This window comes from Bartonella sp. AP36NXGY (assembly GCF_042195865.1).
Taxonomy (GTDB): domain Bacteria; phylum Pseudomonadota; class Alphaproteobacteria; order Rhizobiales; family Rhizobiaceae; genus Bartonella.
In genome coordinates this window covers 1-938 of record NZ_JBHIPD010000124.1, presented here as the reverse complement: position 1 = coordinate 938, position 938 = coordinate 1, and the positions used below count along the sequence as shown (strand labels likewise).

Here is a 938-nt window from a genome sequence, read left to right as displayed (position 1 = left end):
ATAAAACAATCCCTGCCGAAATCAAGCGAGCAAATATATGAAAAAGCGATTTATTATAACAGGAATGATTACCCTTTGGGGAATGATAAATTTAACTCTAACGTCTAACTTTAGTTGGGGTTCTGGAACTCAAGGCTCAACTGTTCAAATTCCTTTTTCAAAAGCAGAATATCTTGAAATTATTAAATTGTTAAAACAACAAATTGAAGAAAACGAAAAGCAGATCGAAAACGCGGAAAAAATCCATCAGTTTATAATAGGGCATAAAATACTAACATCTACGCTAGGAGAAAATTTTAGTTTTTTCTTACCAGTTTCGCCTTTTGTTTACCCAGACCCAAGCACAAACTACCAAACCACATATGTTGGGCACTATAGAGCTGTTTTTCGTCAACTTGTTCTCGACGAGAAAAGGCACGGCTTCCAGAAATTGCCGTATGATAAGATACGCGAAATAATTAATACACGTCTTAAATATAGTGGAATTGTCGAAAAAGCTGTAAGTTTACAAACTTTCAAAGACATAGATAAGCGCTTTAGACAAGTGGAAAGTTTCTTAGAGCAGATTAATAAAACACAAGATCTGAAAGAACTTTTTGATCTGCAAACGCGCATCAAGACCATGTCATCCATGATCCAAAATGAATATACAAAGCTACAAATGGTCAGAAATTTAAGCGATGACGAAGAGACTCTTATCGAACTACAAAAACGTAAATTGTATAGAAAAATTGTAACCTTTTACAACAAAAATATGCCTAAAATAAGATCTAACCAATAAAGCTCTTTACAACATTTGCTTTTTTCATGAAAACAAAAGCCGATGTAGAAGATTCAGTACTATCTGAACAATTCAGAGAGGCACAAAGGTTTTATCAAAGCTAAGATATCGTAATGAAAATACTTAGGTAATGTATAAATGCAAATGAAGCGTTTAG

General features: G+C 33.4%; 1 protein-coding gene. It reads left to right on the top strand.

Going from position 1 to position 938, the window contains the following annotated elements; all coding sequences use genetic code 11:
* Nucleotides 1–37: 37 nt before the first annotated feature.
* The gene (locus ACFINX_RS10230; protein ID WP_375668812.1) at nucleotides 38–781 is read left to right on the top strand and encodes a type IV secretion system protein; all 744 of its coding nucleotides are present in this window, start codon (nucleotides 38–40) and stop codon (nucleotides 779–781) included.
* Nucleotides 782–938 lie beyond the last annotated feature (157 nt).

Bases quoted from the DNA above. Each gene is read 5' to 3' on its own strand.
- ACFINX_RS10230 (WP_375668812.1), top strand. From the start codon at position 38: ATGAAAAAGCGATTTATTATAACAGGAATGATTACCCTTTGGGGAATG.